Raw genomic sequence first — 2,946 nt, forward strand, 5'->3', positions numbered from 1 at the left:
CAAGTAATCTTTTCTAGCATTTGATATGTATTCATGAATTCTAGCTACCTTTACTCGTTATTTATTCCAGCAAGAAGATCCTTTCATTCTTCTAAAAAGAACACGCTGTGCTTTCGCCAACTTATCTTCTAATGATTGAATCCTTATATTCAATCTATATATTTTTAAATTATAAAAATATATAGAAAATTCCCTATTGAAAGATAAAGTAAAAAATGGTATTATTTACATGAAGGCAGGTGAATAGTTCACATGAATAAAATCGATATTGAAAGAATTGATCAAAGATCAGGTTTTTGGGATTGGATTTTTGGAGGTACTACTGGAGGAACATAAGATTTAAAAAAGGTGTTTTAGAATTTAATTCTTAAAGCACCTTTTTTAAATCTTATATATTGAGGTGGTTTTTATCATGTTTTATAAAATAAAAGATATACATCCTGTCACTTATATAAGTGATACAGAAATTATTATTGGTAAAGATCGAAATTTTATGAGTGTATTGAAAGATAGCGATGGTTTTCTTAAAGAACTTCTTAATTTATTAGATGGAAATAAGAGCGTGACAGAAATTTTTAAAATATTACACTCTAAATTCCCTTCATTAACCAAACAAGATGTATGGGATACTATCAAAGAATTAAATAATTACGGTCATATAGAACAGTGCTTACCTAATCCTATTATAGATAATAATCGACATTTAACAAATCTTCATTTCTTTTCAAACTTTTCTTCTATGGATAATTCAGCAGGGAACATTTTAAAAGAATTACAAGAATTAAAAATTGGGATTATTGGTCTTGGGGGACTGGGAAGTAATTTATTGTTACAATTGGCAGGGTTAGGCGTAAATACTATTTATGTAGTAGATCCTGATAAAATTGAATATAAAAATTTGAATAGGCAATTTTTATATAAATTATCTGATATAGGTGAATATAAAGTGAAATCAGCTATAAATAATATCAAAGATTTCAATGATGAGATTTCTATAACAGGTTTCACAAAACGCATAAATAGTGTAGAAGATTTATTAGAGATATTCCCTGAGGACATTGATATCTTAGTTTGTGCAGCAGATTCCCCCCCTATATATATTCAATTATGGTCTAATTTATTTTCACAGATAAGGAATATTCCTCTTATAACAGGTGGATTAGGGTGTGTGACAGGTCAAATTTTAACTAGCATTCCTAATCAGACACCTTGTTTAGAATGTTTTTATCACGATTTATTAGAAAACAATTCCTTGAAAAAAGATAAATTATTAGAGTTAGAATCTAAAACAATTACTACTGCCATAGGTCCATACATTAGTTTAATAGCCAATCTTATTTGCACTGAAATTATTAATTATTCTTTAAAACACCCTTTGGCATCTAGTGGAAAAAAATTATCAATTAACTATTTAACATTGGAAATTACCCATGAAAAAGAATGGCTTCCAAATATAAATTGTATTTGTAAAACTAAGAAATTCGACTCTAATAAAATATTACTTGAGCGATTCTAAAAAAGATACTATTAAATATGTTTTGGGGATTGCTACCCTGTTTCTTAACATACAGGGTATCGTAATGAACTATAAATTAACAAAAGAGATAAAAATGTAGAATAAAATGTGATATTCAATTTAAAAAAGGAGGATTATATTTATATGTTAAAAAAATTTGTGGTAAGTGCATTAACATTAGGTGGATTAGTTATAGGGGGAATCTCATCACATGCTGATGAACATGATCAATACTTCGGAAACTGTAAAAATGTCACGCAGAATGTAGAAGCAAATGAATACGTAAAAAACTGTGTTAAAATATTCCCGAACTCCCCCTTCGGTCCAAATGTAATAAAAATACCTAAATCTTTTTCATATGATGATGGCACTTATCAAGGAGTACTCTATCTAGTTTCTCAAAAAAATACTCTGTATTCTATCGTTGCTAATTATGAAGGCACTTTAAAAAAATACAAATGAAATATAAAAGATAAATTCTTTTTATATTAATTGAAATGTTATGACTAAAAATATCAGTCTTAATGTCTCTTCAAACATTCTATATGAATACTTATCAAAAATCTAAGGAATTATATATAGTTAAATAAAAGTAATGGCTGAGGTTTTTAAGATAGGATTACAAATTGCTTTATTTTCAAAAATTGATGGAATTGAGTGGGCTGATCAAATCATTGAAACATTAAATATTCCTTCTAATGAAATTATAGAAGTATCTCTATTCAGTAATGATAAGTTAGTTGACATTGCATCTAAATTTAAAAACATAAAGAAAATATATGATAAAAAGTTACCCGTAAAAATTATATTGGGACTGTTTTGTGAGAAATTTATTATGAATAAAGAAAATGCATTGAAAATAAAACCATTTATATCTAATTTGATACATAATAATTACTGTGAGAGATTCAGTTATGTAGATGTACAGCTATATCATTCTAATGAGAAAATTAATTTAGCCGCATATACTATATACGGGACCTAAAAGATATTAGTCAAGAATTAAAAAGCTTTTTATCTTCTTATAAGGATTTTAGTCAGTACTTTTGTTTTGGAGATACTACAAAAATATTAAATTGATGGAAATTAAAAATTTGGGAGTAGATTCTCATAAAAGAAGACTATCTAATTTAAGTACTGGAAAATAGAAGTTAAAGTGGAAGAAGGCGTTGTATTATTAAAAGAATTCATTCTGCTAGCTAATAATGAGTTAATTTAGAGAAAATAATATAGCTAAATGAGATGCTGCTAAACAGCGGCGTCTCATTTGTATTTTTATTAAATCATAAAATAGATGAATAGAAATTAAAATTTTTATAACTTATATATCAAGAAAAGTTATACACCGGAAACAAGATCTTGAACTACCCCCACTTTCACTTCGTTTAGAAGTGAGGGATTCCTAAGTAAAGAGTTCTATCGAACTCTAA

Annotated in this window: 2 protein-coding genes and 1 pseudogene; all 3 read left to right on the forward strand. The window is 27.2% G+C overall.

Features of this window, described 5'->3' with window-relative positions; genetic code table 11:
* Nucleotides 1-412: 412 nt before the first annotated feature.
* Nucleotides 413-1,516 carry a ThiF family adenylyltransferase gene (locus QO049_RS30325; RefSeq protein WP_097862057.1) on the forward strand — a complete coding sequence of 368 codons (1,104 nt, stop codon included), beginning with the start codon at nucleotides 413-415 and terminating at the stop codon, nucleotides 1,514-1,516.
* A 144-nt stretch (nucleotides 1,517-1,660) separates the two neighbouring features.
* Nucleotides 1,661-1,978, forward strand: coding sequence for a hypothetical protein (locus QO049_RS30330; RefSeq protein ID WP_021728078.1), 318 nt, complete (start codon nucleotides 1,661-1,663; stop codon nucleotides 1,976-1,978).
* 133 nt (nucleotides 1,979-2,111) lie between these two features.
* A pseudogene (locus QO049_RS30335) lies at nucleotides 2,112-2,596 on the forward strand (hypothetical protein).
* Nucleotides 2,597-2,946: the final 350 nt, after the last annotated feature.

This window comes from Bacillus sp. RB3 (genome assembly GCF_030164735.1).
GTDB classification, from domain to species: Bacteria; Bacillota; Bacilli; order Bacillales; family Bacillaceae_G; genus Bacillus_A; species Bacillus_A cereus.

Excerpts from the sequence above, each read along its gene's own strand:
- QO049_RS30325 (WP_097862057.1), top strand. The coding sequence starts at position 413 with ATGTTTTATAAAATAAAAGATATACATCCTGTCACTTATATAAGTGAT.
- QO049_RS30330 (WP_021728078.1), top strand. The coding sequence starts at position 1,661 with ATGTTAAAAAAATTTGTGGTAAGTGCATTAACATTAGGTGGATTAGTT.